17 protein-coding genes are annotated in these 19,208 nt (G+C 69.8%); 3 read left to right on the plus strand and 14 right to left on the minus strand.

Annotation, left to right across the window (positions count from 1 at the left end; genetic code table 11):
- Positions 1–28: 28 nt before the first annotated feature.
- The 5 genes from ACQ5BE_RS01840 to ACQ5BE_RS01860 form a co-directional block, all read right to left on the minus strand.
- Positions 29–430, minus strand: coding sequence for a cytochrome c oxidase subunit 4 (locus ACQ5BE_RS01840; protein ID WP_430295233.1), 402 nt, complete (start codon positions 428–430; stop codon positions 29–31).
- Positions 427–2,154, minus strand: a complete 1,728-nt coding sequence (ctaD, locus tag ACQ5BE_RS01845; protein ID WP_208712584.1) for an aa3-type cytochrome oxidase subunit I — start codon at positions 2,152–2,154, stop codon at positions 427–429. Before ctaD ends, ACQ5BE_RS01840 begins: the two co-directional genes overlap by 4 nt.
- A gap of 6 nt (positions 2,155–2,160) precedes the next feature.
- Positions 2,161–3,018 (minus strand): aa3-type cytochrome oxidase subunit II, encoded by an 858-nt coding sequence (gene ctaC, locus ACQ5BE_RS01850; RefSeq protein WP_413250902.1) that lies wholly within the window; start codon positions 3,016–3,018, stop codon positions 2,161–2,163.
- Positions 3,019–3,231: 213 nt separating this feature from the next.
- The gene (locus ACQ5BE_RS01855) at positions 3,232–3,597 is read right to left on the minus strand and encodes a HesB/IscA family protein (RefSeq protein ID WP_208712586.1); all 366 of its coding nucleotides are present in this window, start codon (positions 3,595–3,597) and stop codon (positions 3,232–3,234) included.
- 109 nt (positions 3,598–3,706) lie between these two features.
- Positions 3,707–5,113, minus strand: a complete 1,407-nt coding sequence (locus ACQ5BE_RS01860; protein WP_430295235.1) for a dipeptidase — start codon at positions 5,111–5,113, stop codon at positions 3,707–3,709.
- Between the two features lie 63 nt (positions 5,114–5,176).
- On the opposite strand from ACQ5BE_RS01860, the gene ACQ5BE_RS01865 reads away from it, so the two are divergent.
- Positions 5,177–5,764 carry a DUF3043 domain-containing protein gene (locus ACQ5BE_RS01865; RefSeq protein ID WP_430295236.1) on the plus strand — a complete coding sequence of 196 codons (588 nt, stop codon included), beginning with the start codon at positions 5,177–5,179 and terminating at the stop codon, positions 5,762–5,764.
- A 74-nt stretch (positions 5,765–5,838) separates the two neighbouring features.
- Here ACQ5BE_RS01865 and ACQ5BE_RS01870 read toward each other — a convergent pair whose 3' ends face one another.
- Positions 5,839–6,921, minus strand: a complete 1,083-nt coding sequence (locus tag ACQ5BE_RS01870) for a quinone-dependent dihydroorotate dehydrogenase (RefSeq protein WP_430295237.1) — start codon at positions 6,919–6,921, stop codon at positions 5,839–5,841.
- Between the two features lie 64 nt (positions 6,922–6,985).
- Between ACQ5BE_RS01870 and ACQ5BE_RS01875 the strand changes: the two genes are divergently transcribed.
- Positions 6,986–7,990, plus strand: a complete 1,005-nt coding sequence (locus ACQ5BE_RS01875; RefSeq protein ID WP_430295238.1) for an alpha/beta hydrolase — start codon at positions 6,986–6,988, stop codon at positions 7,988–7,990.
- Here the strand turns inward: ACQ5BE_RS01875 and ACQ5BE_RS01880 are convergent.
- The 3 genes from ACQ5BE_RS01880 to leuA all read right to left on the minus strand — a co-directional run bounded on the left by ACQ5BE_RS01880 (position 7,987) and on the right by leuA (position 11,479).
- A complete protein-coding gene (locus tag ACQ5BE_RS01880) occupies positions 7,987–8,805 on the minus strand; it encodes an isoprenyl transferase (protein WP_208712591.1) in 819 nt (272 codons plus the stop codon). The two genes, ACQ5BE_RS01875 and ACQ5BE_RS01880, sit on opposite strands and share 4 nt — an antisense overlap.
- A gap of 72 nt (positions 8,806–8,877) precedes the next feature.
- Entirely contained in the window at positions 8,878–9,642 is a 765-nt protein-coding gene (gene recO, locus ACQ5BE_RS01885) for a DNA repair protein RecO (protein ID WP_208712592.1), read from the minus strand.
- Between the two features lie 88 nt (positions 9,643–9,730).
- Positions 9,731–11,479 (minus strand): 2-isopropylmalate synthase, encoded by a 1,749-nt coding sequence (gene leuA, locus ACQ5BE_RS01890; RefSeq protein ID WP_430295239.1) that lies wholly within the window; start codon positions 11,477–11,479, stop codon positions 9,731–9,733.
- A 218-nt stretch (positions 11,480–11,697) separates the two neighbouring features.
- Here leuA and ACQ5BE_RS01895 point away from each other — a divergent pair, with 218 nt between their 5' ends.
- Positions 11,698–13,662 (plus strand): M13 family metallopeptidase, encoded by a 1,965-nt coding sequence (locus ACQ5BE_RS01895; RefSeq protein ID WP_430295240.1) that lies wholly within the window; start codon positions 11,698–11,700, stop codon positions 13,660–13,662.
- A 30-nt stretch (positions 13,663–13,692) separates the two neighbouring features.
- On the opposite strand, the gene ACQ5BE_RS01900 is transcribed toward ACQ5BE_RS01895, so the two are convergent.
- The 5 genes from ACQ5BE_RS01900 to ACQ5BE_RS01920 form a co-directional block, all read right to left on the minus strand.
- The gene (locus ACQ5BE_RS01900) at positions 13,693–15,111 is read right to left on the minus strand and encodes an LCP family protein (protein ID WP_430295242.1); all 1,419 of its coding nucleotides are present in this window, start codon (positions 15,109–15,111) and stop codon (positions 13,693–13,695) included.
- A 233-nt stretch (positions 15,112–15,344) separates the two neighbouring features.
- Entirely contained in the window at positions 15,345–16,298 is a 954-nt protein-coding gene (era, locus tag ACQ5BE_RS01905) for a GTPase Era (RefSeq protein ID WP_430295243.1), read from the minus strand.
- Positions 16,291–17,589: a hemolysin family protein gene (locus ACQ5BE_RS01910; RefSeq protein ID WP_430295244.1), complete on the minus strand. Its 1,299-nt coding sequence runs from the start codon at positions 17,587–17,589 to the stop codon at positions 16,291–16,293. The genes era and ACQ5BE_RS01910 overlap by 8 nt, the downstream gene beginning before the upstream one ends.
- Positions 17,586–18,059, minus strand: coding sequence for an rRNA maturation RNase YbeY (ybeY, locus tag ACQ5BE_RS01915; RefSeq protein ID WP_430295245.1), 474 nt, complete (start codon positions 18,057–18,059; stop codon positions 17,586–17,588). The genes ACQ5BE_RS01910 and ybeY overlap by 4 nt, the downstream gene beginning before the upstream one ends.
- Positions 18,056–19,204 (minus strand): PhoH family protein, encoded by a 1,149-nt coding sequence (locus ACQ5BE_RS01920; protein ID WP_430295246.1) that lies wholly within the window; start codon positions 19,202–19,204, stop codon positions 18,056–18,058. The genes ybeY and ACQ5BE_RS01920 overlap by 4 nt, the downstream gene beginning before the upstream one ends.
- Positions 19,205–19,208 lie beyond the last annotated feature (4 nt).

Here is a 19,208-nt window from a genome sequence, read left to right on the forward strand (position 1 = left end):
TTGTCAGAGCAGTGTTGGTGAGCGGTGCTCAGTGGGCGTGGTCGCCGCGGCTGTACTCGAAGACCCAGCCGACCAGCGCCACGAGCCCGAGCCCGGCGCCGATGAAGAGGATCCACCAGCCGACGGCCACGCCGAGGAACGCGATCGCGCACGCGGCACCGAGGACCAGCGGCCACCAGCTCCACGGGCTGAAGTGCCCCTGCTCGCCGGCGCCCTCGTGGATCTCGGCGTCCTCGCGGTCCTCGGGACGCATGCCCACGCGCTTCGCGGTCACTCCGAGGTAGCTGCCGATCATCCCGGCGAGACCGCCGAGGAGGAGCATGCCGAGGATGCCGACCCACTCGGTCCAATTGACGAGGAACCCATAGATGATCGCAACCGGGACGAAGAAGAACACACCCGTGCCGAAGAGCCAGGATTCGATTTTCACTTGGTGCGGTCCTTCCGGTCGGCGGAGGTCACGGCTGCTGCGGCGGTTCCCGCGTGCTGGATCGCACCGGCCATCGAGAGCTCCGGGTGGTGCAGGTCCAGTGCGGGGCGCTCCGAGCGGATGCGCGGCAGGGACGTGAAGTTGTGGCGCGGCGGCGGGCAGGAGGTGGCCCACTCGAGCGAGGCGCCGAAGCCCCACGGATCGTCCACGGTGACCTTCTTGCCGCTGCGCGCCGTGATGTACACGTTCCAGAAGAACGGGATCAGGGAAGCGCCCAGGACGAACGAGGCGATCGTCGAGAACTGGTTCATCGCCGTGAAGTTGTCCTCGATCAGGTAGTCGGCGTACCGACGGGGCATGCCCATGACGCCGAGCCAGTGCTGGATGAGGAACGTGCCGTGGAACCCGATGAGCAGGAGCCAGAAGTGGATCTTGCCGAGCCGCTCGTTGAGCATCTTGCCCGTCCACTTGGGCCACCAGAAGTAGAACCCTGCGAACATCGCGAACACGACCGTGCCGAACACGACGTAGTGGAAGTGGGCCACCACGAAGTAGGTGTCGGAGACGTGGAAGTCCAGCGGCGGGGAGGCCAGGATGATGCCGGTCAGGCCACCGAAGAGGAAGGTGATGAGGAAGCCGAGGCTCCACAGCATCGGGGTCTCGAACGTGATCGAGCCGCGCCACATGGTGCCGATCCAGTTGAAGAACTTCACGCCGGTCGGAACGGCGATGAGCATCGTCATGAAGGAGAAGAACGGCAGCAGGACCGCGCCCGTGACGTACATGTGGTGCGCCCACACCGTGACTGACAGGGCGGCAATGGCGATGGTGGCGAACACGAGGCCCTTGTAGCCGAAGATCGGCTTGCGGCTGAAGACCGGGAAGATCTCGGAGACGATGCCGAAGAACGGCAGGGCGATGATGTACACCTCCGGGTGGCCGAAGAACCAGAAGAGGTGCTGCCAGAGGACGGCACCGCCGTTCTCAGGATCGAAGATGTGCGCGCCGAAGCGGCGGTCTGCGCCGAGGCCGAACAGGGCTGCCGCGAGCGGCGGGAACGCCATGAGGACCAGGATGCCGGTGATGAGCGTGTTCCAGGTGAAGATCGGCATGCGCCACATGGTCATGCCGGGAGCGCGCATGCAGATGATCGTGGTGATGAAGTTGACCGCGCCCATGATCGTGCCGAAGCCCGAAAGCGCGAGGCCGAAGACCCACAGGTCGCCTCCGACGCCTGGAGTGAACGTCGTGTTCGACAGCGGCGCGTAGGCGAACCAGCCGAACGAGGCGGCGCCCTGAGGGGTGATGAAGCCGGCGACCGCGATGGTGGAGCCGAAGAGGAAGAACCAGAAGGCCAGGGCGTTCAGACGCGGGAACGCCACGTCGGGGGCACCGATCTGGAGCGGCATGATCACATTCGCGAAGCCGGCGAAGAGCGGAGTCGCGAACATCAGCAGCATCACCGTGCCGTGCATGGTGAACAGCTGGTTGTACTGCTCCTTGGTCTGGAGGATCTGCATGCCCGGCTCGAAGAGCTCAGCGCGGATGAGCAGGGCCATGACGCCACCGAGGCAGAAGAACACGAACGAGGCGATCAGGTACATGTACCCGATGGTCTTGTGGTCCGTGGAGGTGATCCAGTTGACGACAATGCGTCCCTTGGACTTCGGCACCACCGGCGCGCTCAGGGCGCCGGCTGAAGGCGACTGTGTATAGGTAGCCATGGTCCCTTACTTCTCGTTCAGGTTCGGGTTGCGGTCGTACTTCTCATCCAGCAGGCCCTTGTCGAGGCCGGCCAGGTGTGACTGGAACTCCGCCTCGGAGACGACCTTCACGCGGAACAGCATCTCCGAATGATACTCACCGCAGAGCTCGGCACACTTGCCGTCGTAGGTGCCCTCCTTCTGCGGGGTGAAGTACATGGTGTTGGGCTTTCCGGGGATCATGTCCCGCTTCTGCAGGAACGCAGGCACCCAGAAGGAGTGGATGACATCGCGCGAGGTGAGCTCGACGGTGACCGACTTGTTGACCGGCAGGTACAGCGTCGGCAGGGTGTCGAGGTTGTACGGCTGGCCGGTGAGGTGGGCCTGGACGCCGCCCTCGTGGACGTCCTCCTTGATGACGCCGCCCTGCTTGTAGTTGAAGTCCCACGACCACTGCTTGCCGACCACGTTGACGGTCACGTCGGGGTTCTGCTGCGGGGTGTCGACGGCGCGCTGGTCACGGTCGGTGAAGTAGAAGAACGTCACGATGAGGAACAGCGGGATCGCCGTGTAGAAGATCTCGAGCGGCAGGTTGTAGCTGATCTGGCGGGGGAAGCCGGTCGCGCCCTTGCGGCGGCGGTAGGCGACGACGCACCAGAGCATGAGGCCCCACGTGATGAGGCCGATCACCATGGCCGCGATCCACGAGTTCACCCAGAGGTCGGTCAGGATCCCCGTGTTGCTCGTGGTATCCCGCTCAGTGGGTAGCCAGCCACGCTGGACCTCGGATGAACATCCAGACAGTGCGAGCGCACCGGTCACGGCGACCGCCGAGACCGTGATGATGCGAGTGCGCTGGCTGCTGGTTCGGTTCTGCGACCTCACAGACGGCCCTTCCTCTTGGTGCTTCTCTCCGGTGACGGCGCGGCAGGCGAGCCAGCCCGCGCGAGACCGGGTGACATAGTTTTACTACTCGGTGTAGAGCTTACAACCATCCCCGGCGAATATCCCACATGTCCGGGACACGCGTCGGCCGTGCGCCCCGGAGGCCCTGAGGTCCCGGTGCGCACGGCCGAATGCATGGTGCGGAGTGCGGCGTCAGTGGAAGGAATCACCGCATGCGCACGAGCCCTGCGCATTGGGGTTGTCGATGGTGAAGCCCTGCTTCGAGATCGTGTCCTCGAAGTCGATGGTGGCGCCCGCGAGGTACGGCACGCTCATCTTGTCCACGACGACCTCGACGCCGTCGAAGTCTCGGACGGCGTCGCCGTCGAGGAGGCGCTCGTCGAAGTAGAGCTGGTAGATGAGGCCCGAGCATCCGCCCGGCTGGACGGAGACGCGCAGGCGGAGGTCGGTGCGGCCTTCCTGCTCCAGGAGGCTGCGGACCTTGCCTGCGGCCACCTCGGTCAGGGTCACCTCGTGCGAGGCGAGGGCCTCGGAGGTCTCGTTGGTTGCAGTGCTCATTCCCTACCTTCTCTCGGTGCCACGGTGGCGGCGGGGCCGCCGGCGTCACGGGGCCTTCCATCCATGCTACGACTCCCCTCTCGCCGATCGCCAACCCTCTGGGCGCAGATCACACGGCGCGTCCCAGCCCTGCCAGGAGCAGCGCCTCCGCGACGATGCACTTCTCGAAATCGCCCAGATGGAGGGACTCGTTGGCGCTGTGCGCGCGGGAATCCGGATCCTCGACGCCGGTGATGAGGACATCCGCGTCCGGGAAGACCTCCTTCAGGTCCGCGATGAAGGGGATGGATCCGCCCATGCCGGTGCGGACCGCGGGCACTCCCCAGGCTGCGGCAAGCGCCCACAGCACGGTGCGGGCCGCTGCCGAGTCCGTGTCGGCGAGGTAGGCGCTCCCCTGCTCGCCCGGCGTGAATGTCACGCGCGCTCCGAAAGGCGCGTGGTGCTCGACGTGCCGCCGCAGAGCGTCCATCGCCGCCGCAGGGTCCTGGCCCGGCGCGAGGCGGAGGCTGAACTTCGCCCGGGCGCGCGGCTGGATCGTGTTGGACGCGACGGCGACGCTCGGGACGTCGATTCCGATGATGGACAGTGCGGGTCGGACCCACAGGCGCGCCGCGACGCTCCCACTGCCGGCGAGCCGGACGCCGTCCAGCACGCCAGCATCGCGGCGGTACTGGTCCTCGGGGTAGTCGACGTCGGGATCGTCCCCGGCGGTGAGGCCCGCCACCGCGACATTCCCCTCCTCGTCGTGGAGGGTCGCGATGAGTCTGGCCAAGAGCGTGGGCGCGTCGAGGACCGGACCGCCGAACACACCCGAATGGACCGCGTGCTCGAGGACCGAGACCTCGAAGGTGCCGTCGACGAGTCCGCGGAGGCTCGTGGTGAGGGCCGGCTGCCCGACCGACCAGTTGCTCGAGTCCGCGACGACGATGACATCCGCGGCAAGCCGGTCCCGATAGGTGTCCAGGAACGACCGGAAGCTCGGCGAGCCGGCCTCCTCCTCCCCCTCGATGAAGAGCGTGACCCCGACACCGCTGCGCTCGCCGAGGACCTCCTGGACCGCCCGGCATGCGCCGAGGTGCACGAGCAGGCCAGCCTTGTCGTCCGCGGCGCCCCGTCCGTAGAGCCTGTCGCCGCGCTCGGTGGCAATGAACGGCTCCGAGTCCCACAGTTCGAGGTCACCCGGGGGCTGGACATCGTGGTGGGCATAGAGCAGGACGGTCGGCTGGCCTGGGTCCGCTGGGCGGCTGGCCACCACGGCCGGACCGCCCAGCGTGCCGTCCGCCATGGGCGCACGGAGGATCTCGGCGTCCTCGAACCCGGCCGCGCGCACGAGGCGGAGCACCTCCTGGGCGCTGCGTTCCAGCTCTGCCGAAGGGAAGGCCGGCCATGCGATGCCGGGAACGGCGACAAGCGCGGACAGCTCGGCGACGGTTTCGCCGAAACGACGGGCGACGGCGTCGCGCAGCGCCGCGACCTCGTCTTCGGACAGGGGCGGCTCGATCGCATCTGAAGGCATGGCTTGACAGTACAAGGGGCGCCGTCCCCCATCAACGCTCCGCCCGGCCGGTATTCTAGGGAGGTGTTTGGACGCAAGAACGAGCCCGCCGCCGAGAGCCCCGGGCAGCCCGAAGAGGACCCCACCCAGCCCCTGACGGGCAAAGGCACGCCGACCCCCCGTCGCAAGGACCAGGAGGCGGCCCGCAGGCGCCCCCTCGTCCCGACTGACAGGAAGGCCTCGAAAGCCGCCGAACGGCAGGCCGCCGCGGACGAGCGCGTCCGCGTGAGGCGCGCCCTCGAGACCGGGGACGAGCGCCACATGCCCTGGCGCGACCGCGGCCCGCAGAAGCGCTTCGCCCGCGACACGGTCGACGCGAGGTTCAACCTCGGCGAGTACCTCATGTTCGCCGCGCTCGCCTTCGTCGTCGCGTCCTTCATCATTCCCCAGGACAGCCAGATGCAGATCTACATCCTGAGCTCGTTCTGGGTCGTCTTCCTCCTCGTCTTCGCGGACACGTTCTGGCTGTCGCGCCAGCTCAAGAAGCGGCTCACCGCCAAGTTCGGCGCGGTCGAGCGCGGGACGGTCTGGTACGGGAGCATGCGGGCGCTCCAATTCCGTCCGCTCCGGCTGCCCAAGCCGCAGGTGAAGCGCGGACAGTACCCCTCCTAGGCATCGCCCACCGCTGAGCGCACGACGGCGCGGCACCCACCCGGGTGCCGCGCCGTCGTCGTGCGTGGGGTGCCTCAGGCGCGGACCGCCGGAGCGCTGCGCCGGGCGAGGCCGCGGTTGACCTGTGCGGCCCAGAACGGGCCCTCGTAGAGGAACGCCGTATAGCCCTGCACGAGGGTGGCCCCCGCGTCGAGGCGCTCGCGGACGTCGTCTGCGGTCTCGACGCCGCCGACCGCGACGAGTGCGAGCCGGTCCCCCACCGCGGCCTTGAGGCGCCTGAGCACCTCGAGCGAGCGTGCCTTGAGCGGCGCCCCCGAGAGGCCGCCCGCCCCGGCGGCCTCGACCGTCTCGGCAGGGCTGGCGAGGTTCTCGCGCCCAATGGTCGTGTTGGTGGCGATGATCCCCTCGAGGCCCAGGTCCAGGGCGAGGCGTGCGACGTCGTCGACATCCTCGTCGGAGAGGTCCGGGGCGATCTTGACCAGGAGGGGCACGCGCCGACCGGCGGCCCACTCGGATTCCTCGCGCACTGCCGCCAGCAGCGGGCGCAGGGACTCGGCGCTCTGCAGGAGCCGCAGGCCCGGGGTGTTGGGCGAGCTGACATTCACCACCAGATAGTCCGCGAGGGGGGCGAGCTCGCGTGCGCTCGCGCGGTAGTCGTCCACCGCGTGCTCGAGCTCGACCGCCTTCGTCTTGCCGATGTTGACCCCGATCACCGGCCTGCGCGCGCCGTAGCGGGCATCGAGCGCGGCGCGCGCGGCCGCGATCCGGGGCGCGACGGCAGCGGCGCCCTCGTTGTTGAACCCCATGCGGTTGATGACGGCGCGGTCCTCGATGAGGCGGAACAGGCGGGGCTTGGGGTTTCCCGGCTGCGCCTGGCCGGTGATCGTCCCCACCTCGATGTGGCCGAAGCCCAGCTCCGCGAGGGCCTCGATCCCCCGGCCCTCCTTGTCGAAGCCAGCCGCGAGGCCGAACGGCGACGGGAAGGAGACGCCGAACGCCTCCGTCGCGAGCGACGGCGCCGGCGCGGTGAACCGCTCGAGCACGCGGCCCAGGCCGCACGCGTGCACGGCACGGATCGCGCCGAAGCCGATCCGGTGCGCGCGCTCGGCGTCCATCCAGGAGAAGGCAGCACGGAAGAAGAGGGGGTAGAAGCGCATGGCTCTAGTCTCCCACGGCGGGACCGGCCTACCCTCGGATCGAGGAGCCGCCGGAAGGAACACGATGCTCGACTGGACTGACGACTTCCTCGGCCCCGGCGTCGAGGCGGCGCCGCTCGGGCGGGGGCGGCACGGCGACTCGGGCACCCTCATCCGGTTCGCCCCCCACCGCCCGGCAGCCGGGAGCGCGCCCGAGGCGCACGGCGTCGGCACCCACCCGCCCGGTGCGCTCCTGTACGTGCACGGCTGGAGCGACTACTTCTTCAACCAGGAGCTCATGCACTTCGCCACGTCCCGGGGCTACCGCTTCTACGCCCTCGACCTCCCGGAGCACGGGCGGAGCCTCACGGCGGGCGAGATGCCAGGCTTCGTGGGATCGGCCGAACACTACCTCGAGAGCGTCGGCGCAGCAGTCGAGGCGGTGCGGGAGGACAGCGGCGCGCCCCCCGTCCTCATGGGGCACTCGACCGGTGGGCTTGCCGCGGCGCTCTACGCCCAGCGCCATGAGCAGCGGCTCGCGGGCGTCGTGCTCAGCAGCCCGTGGCTCGTGGCGCACGGCGGCGCTGCCACCGGCCGGCTCCTCGAGGCGGCTCTGCGCCCCGCCGCCATGAGGTGGCCGCGCGGGCGGCTGCCGCTGCCGGCACGGGGCTACTTCTGGCGGGCTGTGGCCAAGGAGGCGGGCGGCGAATGGGAGCTGCGGGAGGACCTCCGCCCCCGCAACGCCTTCCCGGTGCGGCTCGGGTGGCTCCACGGCGTGCTCGAGGGCCAGCGGATGCTGCGCACGGGGCCGCGCCTCCGCCTGCCCGCGCTCCTGCTCGCCTCGACCACCTCGGACACCGGCCTCGTCTGGCGCGAGCACATGCGGGAACGGGACGCAGTGCTGTCCATCGCGCCCATGCGGCGCGCCGCCGCGGGGCTCTGCGACGATCTCGACGAAGCGCTCGTCGAGGGCGGCCTCCACGATGTCCTGCTCTCGAGCGGTGCCGTGCGGGCGGAAGCCTACGCGCGGCTCGGGCGCTGGCTCGACGGCCTCCGTGCCACGGCGCGGGCGACGCCGCCGCAGTCCTAGCCGACGGGCGCGCGGTCGACGGCGCCGCCGTAGCGCCGGTCGCGGCGGGCGTAGATCTCCACGGCCTCCCACAGGGTGCGGCGGTCCACGTCGGGCCAGAGGGTGTCGAGGAACACCATCTCGGCGTAGGCGGACTGCCACAGGAGGAAGTTGCTCAGCCGCTGCTCGCCGGAGCTGCGGAGGAAGAGGTCCACGTCCGGGAGGTCCGGCTCGTCGAGGTAGCGCTGGACGGTCTTCTCGGTCACCGAGCGGGCGCTGAGACGTCCGGCCTCGACCTCGCGCGCGATGGCTGCCACGGCGTCGGCGATCTCGGCCCGGCCACCGTAGTTGACGCACATCGTCAGGTGGCACACGGAGTTCCCACGCGTGTACGCCTCGGCCTCCTCGAGCTCCTTGATCACCGAGCCCCACAGCTTCGGCCGCCGCCCGGCCCAGCGGATGCGGACGCCCCACGAGTCCAGCGTGTTCCGCTGGCGCCGGAGCACGTCCTTGTTGAAGCCCATGAGGAACCGCACCTCCTCCGGGGAGCGCTTCCAGTTCTCGGTGGAGAACGCGTACACGGACACGTACTCGATGCCGAGCTCGATGGCGCCGGCCATGACGTCCAGGAGCGCGGGCTCCCCCGCCTTGTGGCCTTCGATGCGCGGCAGGCCGCGCTGGTTGGCCCAGCGGCCGTTGCCATCCATCACGATGGCGACATGCCGTGGGACGAACTCGCGCGGGATGTCCGGAGCCTTCGCACCGCTCGGGTGCGGGTAGGGCGCGACCGGAGCGGTGCGTTCCGAGCGTGCTCGGCGGGGGACGGCGGGGCTCAAGGGATGGTCACCTTCGGGCTCGGGGGCGGGTGGGTTTCAACGTGGTTCGCGCACGACGGCGGCGCCTCGCCGTCAGGGGACGGTCGGCTCCCGTTCGACGAGCCGGAGCGCGCCGACGGCACGTTCGAGGTGCCACTGGGCGTAGGCCGCGACCAGTCCGGCCGCCTCGCGCCGCGCGCCCGGCTCGGAGGCGTCTGCCGTGGGCCAGTCCCCCGCGAGCAGCGCGGCGAGGAGCCGCACGGTGTCAGGGGCGGGGGCCGGGGAGCCGGGAGGGCGGCAGTCTGAGCAGACGATGCCGCCCAGGGCCGCGCTGAAGGCTCCGTGCGGGCCGGGCTCGCCGCACCGCGCGCAGTCCGTGAAGCTCGGTGCCCATCCGGCCGTGGCGAGCGCCCGCAGGAGGTACGAGTCGAGGATGAGCCCCGGCGCGTGGGCCCCCCTGCTCAGCGCGGCCAGTGCACCGACCAGGAGCATGTACTGGGAGGCCGAGGCGTCCGAGTCGGAGGCGGTGAGGCGCTCGGCGATCTCGGCCATCGCGGCGGCCACCGTGTAGCGCGGGTAGTCCGCTGCGATCGTGGTGCCGTAGCTGGCCCGGGCGGCCGCCTGTCCGACGATATCGAGGGAACGGCCGTGGACGAGCTGCAGGTCGGCGACCATGAACGGCTCGAGCCGGGCCCCGAAGCGGCTCCTGGTCCGTCGTGCACCGCGCGCGACGGCCCGGACCTGGCCATGCTGGCGTGTCAGGAACACGACGATCCTGTCGGCCTCGCCGAGCTTGTACGTGCGCAGCACGACGCCGTCGTCCCGGTAGCTCCGGGATGCGAACGTCGACTCGGCCATGGGTGCCATTCTCCCACGGCGAGGGCCTTGGAACGCGCGACGGCGGCGGGAGGCACCCGCCGCCGTCGCACGCTGTGCGGGTGGCCGCTCAGGCAGCCTCGGCGTCTCGCAGGGCGCGGTTGACTGCGGAGACGACAGCCTTGAGCGAGGACATCGACGTGTTCGCGTCGATCCCCACGCCCCACAGCACGCGCTCGCCGACCGCGCACTCGACGTACGCCGCGGCCCGCGCGTTCCCACCCTCGGACAGGGCGTGCTCGCTGTAGTCGAGGACGCGCACGTCGACGCCCTCCTGGGCGAAGATGTCCAGGAGCGCGGCGATCGGACCGTTGCCGGTCCCCGTGCGGCGCACCTGGGTGCCGTCCACGCGCAGGGTGGCGTGCAGGGTCATCGAGCCGTCCTCGGTGGTCTCGGTGTTGAACGAGACGACGGCGTACCTGCCCCACTGCTTCCCGCCGTCCACGGACGCCGCGGGCAGGTACTCGTCGCTGAAGATGTTCCACAGCTCCGCGGCACTCACCTCGCCGCCGACCGTGTCGGTGCGGCGCTGGATCACGCCGGAGAACTCGATCTGCGCGCGGCGCGGCAGGTCCAGGTGGTGCTCGTTCTTCAGCAGGTAGGCGACCCCGCCCTTGCCGGACTGCGAGTTGACGCGGATGACCGCCTCGTAGCTGCGGCCCAGGTCCTTCGGGTCGATGGGCAGGTAGGGCACCTGCCAGGGGAAGTCGCGCACGTCCTTGCCCTCGGCCGCGGCGTCCCGCTCGAGGGCCTCGAAGCCCTTCTTGATGGCGTCCTGGTGCGAGCCGGAGAACGCCGTGAAGACCAGGTCCCCGCCGTAGGGCACGCGCTCGCCGACCGGCAGCTGGTTGCAGTACTCGACCGTCCGGCGGATCTCGTCGATGTCCGAGAAGTCGATCATCGGATCCACGCCCTGGACGAACATGTTCAGGCCCAGGGTCACGAGGTCCACGTTGCCGGTGCGCTCGCCGTTGCCGAACAGGCAGCCCTCGATGCGGTCGGCGCCCGCCATGTATCCGAGCTCGGCGGCGGCCACGCCCGTCCCGCGGTCGTTGTGCGGGTGCAGGGACAGGATGATGCCCTCCCGCGGGTGCAGGTTCCGGCTCATCCACTCGATCGAGTCGGCGTAGACGTTCGGCGTGGCCATCTCGACCGTCGCCGGGAGGTTGACGATCACCTGGTTGTCGGCGCTCGCCTCGAAGACCTCGGCGACGGCATTGCACACGCGGGCCGCGTACTCGAGCTCGGTGCCGGTGAACGACTCGGGCGAGTACTCGTACGTGATGTGCGTGTCGGGGATGGTCTCCTCGTACTTCTTGCACAGGAGCGCGCCCTGGACGGCGATGTCCAGGATCCCGTCCTCGTCCTGGCTGAACACGACGCGCCGCTGCAGGATCGACGTCGAGTTGTAGAGGTGCACGATCGCCTGCTTGGAGCCGGCCAGAGCCTCGTAGGTGCGCTCGATCAGGTGTTCCCGGGCCTGGGTGAGCACCTGGATCGTCACGTCGTCCGGGATGTGGTTGCCGTCGATGAGCTGGCGCACGAAGTCGAAGTCGGTCTGGGATGCGGACGGGAACCCGACCTCGATCTCCTTGTAGCCCATGTCGACGAGGAGCTTGAACATCTTGAGCTTGCGGGCGGGGCTCATGGGGTCGATGAGCGCCTGGTTGCCGTCCCGGAGGTCGACCGCGCACCAGCGCGGGGCCTTCTCGATCCGCTTGTCGGGCCACGTCCGGTCCGGCAGCTCAACGGTGATCTGCTCGTGGAAAGGGAGGTAGCGGTGGACCGGCATGCCCGAGGGCTTCTGAGCGTTGCGCATGGTTTTACTGTAGGCCTTTCTTCGCTGCTGGGATCCACGGGCGGCCGGGCACGTGAACACTCCGCGGCGGGGGCGGCCTGCGCTGGATCAGCGCTGCGCGACCACCCTCGGCGATCAGCGACGTGAGGCCCCGCCACGGCAGCTAAGAAGAAGCAGCGCGGTTGGCACATCGTCACCATAGCATCCCTAAGATGAAGCAACCCCATACAGGAGGCACGATGACAAGCCAAGCCGCGCCGTCCGGCGTCGACCGCCAGTACTTCGACGACACCGTCCGTCCGCAGGACGACCTCTACCGCCACGTCAACGGCGGATGGCTCCGCTCCACCGAGATCCCGGCGGACCGCGCCCTCGTGGGCACGTTCGTCCAGCTGCGCGACCTGTCCGAGGAGAACGTGCGCGCGCTCATCGAGGACCTCGCCTCCGCCGAGCACCCCGCGGGCTCCGACGAGGAGAAGATCGGCGCGTTCTACCGGTCCTTCATGGACGCCGACGCCGTCGAGCGGCTCGGCGCGCAGCCGCTCGCCCCGCTCCTGGCCGAGATCGACGCCGTCGAGGACATCTCCTCGCTCGTGGCGGCCTCCGCCCGCCTCGGCCGCGGGGGCGCCGACGGCCTGCTCGGCTACTACGCGGCTCCCGACGCCGGCCAGCCCGACCGCGTGGTGCTCTACGTCTCCCAGAGCGGGCTCGGCCTCCCCGACGAGTCGTACTACCGGGACGAGAAGTTCGCCGCGATCGTCGAGGCCTACGAGGCGTATCTGGCCGACATGTTCGCCCTCCTGGGCTCGGCCACGGCCGCCCAGGACGCGGCGGACGTGCTGGGCCTCGAGCGGCGGATCGCGGCCCTCCACTGGGACCGGGTCACACTGCGCGACCCGCAGAAGACGTACAACCTCCGGACCGAGGCCCAGGCCGTCGAGGCGTTCCCCCACTTTGCCCTCTGGGCCGAGGAGACCGGGGTGACGGCCGACGCGCGGGCCGAGCTCGTCGTCGGCAACCCCGAGTACCTCGCCGGGATCACCGCGCTCCTGGACGACGTCCCCCTGCGCACCTGGAGGCTCTGGCTCACCGGCCACCTCCTCGGCTCGACCGCGCCCTACCTGTCCTCCGCCTTCGTCGACCGGCACTTCGCCTTCTACGGCACCGTGCTGTCCGGGACACCGGAGAACAAGGAGCGCTGGAAGCGCGGGGTCGGGGCAGTCGAGGCCGGTCTCGGGATGGCGGTGGGCCGCCTGTACGTTGCCCGCCACTTCCCCGAGGAGCACAAGGAATCGATGCGGGCCCTCGTGGACAACGTCGTCGAGGCCTATCGGCGCAGCATCTCCGTGCTGCCGTGGATGGGCGCCGAGACGCGTGAGCGCGCGCTCGCCAAGCTGGCAGCCTTCCGCCCCAAGATCGGCTACCCGGACGAGTGGATCGACTTCTCGCCGGTGGTGGTGGACGAGGCCGACCTGCTCGGCAACGTCCGCCGCGCCCACGCTGCGGAGCTGGACCGCCTGCTCGACGAGATCGGCAAGCCGGTGGACCGGGTCAAGTGGCTCATGACCCCGCAGACGGTCAACGCCTACTACCACCCGCTGATGAACGAGATCGTCTTCCCGGCCGCCATCCTCCAGGAGCCGTTCTTCCACCCCGAGGCGGACCCGGCGGTCAACTACGGCGGCATCGCGGCCGTGATCGGGCATGAGATCGGCCACGGGTTCGACGACCAGGGCTCCCAGTTCGACGGCGACGGCGCACTGCGGAACTGGTGGTCCGACGAGGACCGGGCGGCCTTCGAAGCGCTCACGGGCAAGCTCGTGGACCAGTTCGAGGTCCTCTCCCCCGCCGAGACCCCGGGCAGCACCGTCAACGGGCGGCTGACGCTCGGCGAGAACATCGGCGACCTCGGCGGCCTCGGCATCGCCTACAAGGCCTACCGGCTGAGCCTCGACGGGCAGGAGCCCCCGGTGATCGACGGCCTCACCGGCCCGCAGCGCTTCTTCGTCTCCTGGGCGACAGTCTGGCGCCAGGTGTGCCGCCCGGAGGAGACGCAGCGCCGCCTCTCGATCGACCCGCACTCGCCGAACGAATTCCGCACGAATGCGATCGTGAAGAACCTCGACGCCTTCCACGAGGCCTTCGACGTGGCCGACGGCGACGCGATGTGGCTGGACCCCGAGGAGCGCGTCACCATCTGGTGAGTGCGGCCCCGCCACGGCGGATGCCAGGTGTCAGTGGCCGAAGGCCGCCTGGCACGTGGCGTCCGCCGCGGTCTGCGCCACGACATTCTCCGGGACCGGCGCACTGTACTTCTCCCCGGCCGTGAAGTCCGAGCCGACGTAGAACTGGACGCCGCGGATGGCCGTGGAGGGCTGGACCTGGGCGGCCGGGAGCCCGAAGCGCGCGGCGATGTCAGTGGCGACGTCTTCGAATCCGGTGCTGTAGTAGACGACGGTGGTGGCACTGGGAGCGGCTGCGAACGTCTGCAGCTGGGCGAACCCTTCCGCCTTGAGGTAGCCGAGGATGTCCTGGGCCCGGCCCTGGACACCCGAGCCGTTGGCCACGCTGACCGGCTGGATCGCCCTGTTGTAGGCCGCAGGCGCGCTCGTCGGCGCCACGCCGGTCTCCGTGGGCGCTGCCGACGCCGAGTCCGAGGGCGACGCCGGTGCCGTCCCCTTGGGCGCTGTGAGGTCGCGGCCCTCGCGCATCGCCTGGAACAGCCCCTCGGCGTCGGGCTCCTTGATCTGGACCCGGTTCGGGTCGTTGACGTACGGCTCCCAGGGCACTGTCACGAACGCGACCTTGGACAGGTCCACGTCCTTGAGCCTGCTCCCGATGGTCAGGAGGGACTTCGGGTTCGCGAGCCCGCTGTCGACCGTCAGGTTGCGCGTGATCGTGTCCGCGATGGAGAGCATCTTCGGCACGTCGGTCAGCGTCCCGTCAGACTTCACCTTGCGGGCGAGCGAGGCGAGGAAGGCCTGCTGCGACTTGATCCGGGACAGGTCGCTCCCGTCCCCCACCCCGTGGCGGCTGCGCAGGAACGCGAGGGCCTGTTCGCCCTGGACCGTGTTCGTCCCGGCGTTCAGCTTCAGGCCTGAGGCCGGGTCGTCGACGGCGGCGTTGACGCAGACCTGCACGCCGCCGATCGTGTTCGAGAGTTCCTTCACGGCATTGAAGTCCGCGAGCAGGAAATGGTCGACCGTGAGGCCTGTGATCTTGTTGATCGTATCCAGCAGGCAGCCAGGGCCGGCCTCGCTCATGGCGGAGTTGAGCTGGCCTGCGCTCTGGGCCGGATACGTCTGCTTGGTCTTGGGATCCGTGCACGCGGGAATCGGGACCATGAGGTCCCGGGGGAAGCTCGTCATGGAGATCTGGCGGTTGTCTGCCGAGATGTCCATGAGGATCATGACATCGGAGTTGCCGTAGCCAGCACTGTCCGCCTGGGAGCCGTACTCCTTGTTCGCGCCGTCACGCGTGTCCGAGCCCATGATCAGGATCTGGAGGCGGTCGTTCGCGTCGCTTGACGCGTCGGCGGTGGCGCTGCCCGCCGAGAGCGGCGCCTGCTTGAGGTTCGACTGCAGCCTGAGCACCCAGTACCCGGCGAACACGATGACGCCGAGCAGCACGAAGGCCGCTACGGCTGCCGTCACGCGGAGCCAGAGGCGTCTCTTTCCGGGGGTGCGGGCATGCCGCGGCGTGGGGGTACCGTCCCGACGCGCATGGTGCACGCCGCCGAGCCGCGGCGCGGCGTCATCAGCTCGTCGAGCCAAGGAGGGGGCCTTCCGTCAGGGTCCTGAGTCACTCCATGTTACTCGGTCGCCCTGTACGGCCGCTGGGAGACGCGGCTGCAGCGTCACAGGGTGAACTACCCGCGTGAGGCCGTCTAGAAACCGAGCCTGCCCAGCTGCTTGGGATCCCGCTGCCAGTCCTTGGCGACCTTGACGTGGAGGTCCAAGTAGATGCGCGTGCCGAGCAGCGCCTCGATCCCGCGCCGCGCGGCAGTCCCGACCTCGCGGAGCCGCGAGCCTCCCCGACCGATGATGATGGCCTTCTGCGACGGCCGCTCCACGAACAGGTTCACCCGGACGTCGAGCAGGGGGTTGTCCTCGCTGCGGCCCTCCCGGGGCACGATCTCCTCGACCACGACGGCGAGCGAGTGCGGGAGCTCGTCGCGCACGCCCTCGAGCGCCGCCTCGCGGATGAGCTCCGCGACCATGACCGTCTCGGGCTCGTCCGTGAGCTCGCCGTCCGGGTACAGCGGTGGCGAGGGAGGCATGTGGCCGATGAGGACGTCTTCGACCGTCTTGACCTGGTAGCCGTCCTGGGCCGAGACCGGCACGAGGTCGCTCCAGCCCTCTCCGCCGACAACCTCGCGGCCGAGGGCCTCGACGGCGAGGAGCTGCTCGGCCAGTGCAGCACGGTCCAAGAGATCTGCCTTCGTCACGAGCGCCACGATCGGCTTCCGGGGGACCCCTGCCAGCTGGTTCGCGATGTACCTGTCCCCGGGGCCGATCCGTTCGTTCGCCGGAATGCAGAACCCGATGGCGTCCACCTCCGAGAGGGTCTCGGCCACGAGGTCGTTCAGGCGCTGGCCCAGGAGGGTGCGCGGCCGGTGCAGGCCTGGCGTGTCGACGAGGATCAGCTGGCCGTCGGAGCGGTGCACGATCCCGCGGATCGTGTGCCGCGTCGTCTGGGGCTTGGCCGAGGTGATGGCGACCTTCTGGCCGACGAGCGCGTTGGTCAGGGTCGACTTGCCCGCGTTCGGCCGCCCGACGAGCACCGCGAATCCGGCCCGGTAGTCCGGCGCTGTGCCGTGTCCTGCGGAGGTCTCAGCCATGGTTGGTCCCTGCTTCTTCGTTCTCGTCGGTGGTGGTCGGTTCGTGCACTCGTTCTGCCAGGATGTGGCTCACCCTGTTCCGCCGGCCTTCGATGCGCTCGGCGGTGAGCTGCACCCCGTGGATCTCGGCGGAGCTCCCCACGATCGGCACCCGCCCGAGGGCCTTCGCCAGGAGGCCGCCCACGGTCTCGACCTCGTCGTCCTCGATGTCGAGGTCGAACAGCTCCCCGAGGTCATCGAGGCTCATCCGGGCGGCAACCCGGAACCGCCCATCGCCGAGGGGGACCGATTCGGCCGCGTCGTCGTCGTACTCGTCGACGATCTCGCCCACGATCTCCTCGATGAGGTCCTCGAGCGTCACGAGGCCCGCGGTCCCGCCGTACTCGTCGACCACGATCGCGAGGTGGATCGACTCCCTCTGGAGTTCCTTGAGCAGCTCGTCCACGGGCTTGGACTCAGGGACGAATCGGGGTTCCCGGGCCAGGTCTTCGACGCGCCCGGCGGCCGCGGCCGGGTCCTGGTGCAGGCGCGCGGCGACATCCTTCAGGTAGAGGATGCCCACGACATCGTCGAGGCTCTCGCAGAACACGGGCACGCGGGAGCATCCGGAGCGGAGGAAGAGGCTCATCGCCTGCGCGAAGGTGGAGCCGGCCTCGATCGAGATGATGTCGGTGCGCGGCACCATCACGGCGCGCACGAGCGTCTCCCCCAGCTCGAACACGGACTGGAGCAGCTCCGCCTGCTCCTCCTCGAAGTCCTCGGCATCGCTTGCGCGCTCGACGAACTCGCGGAGCTCAGTCGAGCTGTAGGTGGCTTCCTCGCTGCCCGGGTCTGTTCCGGTGGCCCGGCTCCCGAGGGAGACCAGCCAGCCCGGGACCGGCCCCAGCGCGATGCGCAGCCCGCTCACGAGGGGGGCCGAGGCGACCGCCACCGGCAGCGCGTGCTGGCGGCCGAGCTGGCGCGGCGAGACGCCCACGAGGAGGAACCCGACAAGCGCCATGACGGCGGTCGCGGCCAGGCCCGCCAACCACACGTTGTCAAGCAGGCTGAAGGCGAGGACCGCCACCGCAACCGCCGCTGCAGTCTCGAACCAGATGCGCCAGAACCGCAGGGCGTGCAGGTGCGGGACGGGGTCCCCGAGGATCCTTGCGAGGGCGGCCGCCTGGCCCGCTTCGATCCGCTCCTCGGCGTCGTGCCGCGGGAGGAAGGCGAGCGCAGCCTCCGCGGCCGTGAGGAGCCCCGCGAGGGCTACGAAGACCAGCGCCAGGACAGAGAGGAGGACCGGGGTCACGCCACCGTCTCGCTCGGGGCAGGGCGGCCGAGGAACTCGGTGAGCAGCTCCCGCTGGAGCGTGAACATCTCGTCCCTTTCCTCCGGCTCCGCGTGGTCGAAGCCCAGGAGGTGCAGGATGCCGTGGGTGGCGAGGAGGAGCATCTCGTCGTCGGTCGAGTGCCCCCCGCGCTTCGCCTGTTCCGCGGCGACCTGGGGACAGATGGCGATGTCGCCCAGCATCCCCTGCGGGGTCTGGCGGCCGGGAGTCCCCGGGGTCAGCTCGTCCATCGGGACTGAGAGCACGTCGGTCGGCCCGGGCTCGTCCATGAGCTCGACGTGCAGGCGCTCCATCGCCTCCTCGTCCACGAGGAGGACCGAGAGCTCGGTCTGGGGATGGAGCCACAGGCGCTCGAACACGAAACGGGCCAGACGGACGAGTGCCTCCGCGTCGACGGCCACGCCGGACTCGTTGTTGACTTCGATGCTCACTGGTCCAGCTTAGTCGGCGTCGGACTGTCGGGCGCCTGGGCGCGGGCCCGGGCACGACGGCGCTCCTGCGCGGCGCGCTGCTCGTCGTCCCAGCGCCCGTACGCGTCGACGATGTCGCTCACGAGGCGGTGCCGCACGACGTCCGACGCCCCGAGGACGGAGAAGCTGACGTCCTCGACGCCGGCCAGGATCTGCTGGACCACGCGCAGCCCGGAAGCTGTCCCCGACGGGAGGTCGACCTGCGTCACGTCCCCCGTGACCACCATCTTGGAGCCGAACCCCAGACGGGTCAGGAACATCTTCATCTGCTCGGGGGTCGTGTTCTGCGCCTCGTCGAGGATGATGAACGCGTCGTTGAGAGTGCGGCCGCGCATGTACGCCAGCGGCGCGACCTCGATGGTCCCCGCAGCCATGAGCCGGGGGATGGACTCGGGGTCCATCATGTCGTGCAGCGCGTCGTACAGCGGGCGGAGGTAGGGGTCGATCTTGTCGCTCAGCGTTCCCGGCAGGAAGCCCAGCCTCTCCCCCGCCTCGACCGCCGGCCGCGTGAGGATGATCCGGCTGACGTCCTTGTGCTGGAGTGCCTGGACGGCCTTGGCCATCGCCAGGTAGGTCTTGCCGGTGCCGGCGGGCCCGATGCCGAAGATCACCGTGTGCGCGTCGATCGCGTCGACGTAGTTCTTCTGGTTGGCCGTCTTCGGGCGGATCGTGCGGCCCCGGCTGGAGAGGATGTTGTGGGTGAGCACCTCGGACGGGCTCGATACCGTCTGGGTGCGCAGCATCGACACGAGCTGGGTCAGCGAGGCGGTGGTCACGGCCGTACCCTGGCCGGCCATCGCCGAGACCTCCTCGAAGAGCCGACGGATGTGCGGCACCTCCTCAGGGGGCCCGACGATCGTGAGCTCGTTGCCGCGCGCGTGGAAGGAGACTGCGGGGAACTGCTCCTCGATGAAGCGCAGGGCTTCATCGTGCGGGCCGAGGATCTGGACCATCTCCTCGCTCGAGCCGAATCGGAGCACCTCGGTGCGTGCTGCCGGGGTCGTGTGCGGGAAGTCCGCTGTCACAGGCCGTCTCTCTCCTCGTCCGGGCCGAACCCTCGCGTCGACCCTACGCCGGGCCGCTCGGGTGCCGCCCGTGGCGCCCATCCTA

Origin of the sequence: Sinomonas sp. B1-1, assembly GCF_050474465.1 — a bacterium.
GTDB lineage: Bacteria > Actinomycetota > Actinomycetes > Actinomycetales > Micrococcaceae > Sinomonas > Sinomonas flava.